General features: G+C 62.8%; 1 pseudogene. It reads right to left on the bottom strand.

What is annotated here, in order from left to right:
- Positions 1 to 713, bottom strand: a pseudogene (locus ACYVJM_RS32130) (M1 family peptidase); the annotation flags it as partial.

Below are 713 nucleotides of genomic sequence, written 5' to 3' on the forward strand. Positions count from 1 at the left end.
GGCTGGGCCACCGGCGGGAACGAGTTGTCCTCCGGGTTGATGTCGGCAATCTCGTAGTAGGGGTCCAGCGTCCACTGCTTCACCTTCTTGGCGGTGGCAATCACCTTGTTGATCGACACATCGTTGAAACGCCAGATCTCGGCCGGAAAACGCGCCACCGAGTCGGTGCCGTCCTCGAACTCCATGCGCACGATCACCGGCATGGGGATGCCGCCCTTGTTCTTGAGCGAGAGGGTGTAGAAGTTGGTGCCCGCTTCGGCCAGCTTGCGCTCCTCGGGGGTCAGCGTGGTGAGGTAGTCCTGGTAGCGCTTCTTGTCGTCTTCTGTGACGGCATAGGGGTCGTAGCTGTTGTAGAAGTCCTTCATGGTGGAGTCCTGGGCCACCACGGTCTGGCCTTTGGTGGCCGCATCGCGCTGTTTGCTGATGGTGTTGGCTCGCTTGGCCGCGGCAGCCCGGGCGTCGGCTTTGGCGATCTCGGGGTTCTGGGACCCGGCCTGGAACCAGTCGACTTTGACCAGCGATTGGTCGACGGGCTGCACGCCGTAGAACCAGCCTTTCCAGAACCAGTCGAGGTCGACGCCGGAGGCATCTTCCAGGGTGCGGAAGAAGTCGGCGGGTTCGGGGGACTTGAAGGCCCACCGGCGGGCGTACTCTTTGAAGGCGTAGTCGAAGAGTTCGCGGCCCATGACCGTCTCGCGCAGGATGTTCAGCGC

It is taken from the genome of Spirosoma pulveris (genome assembly GCF_054781875.1).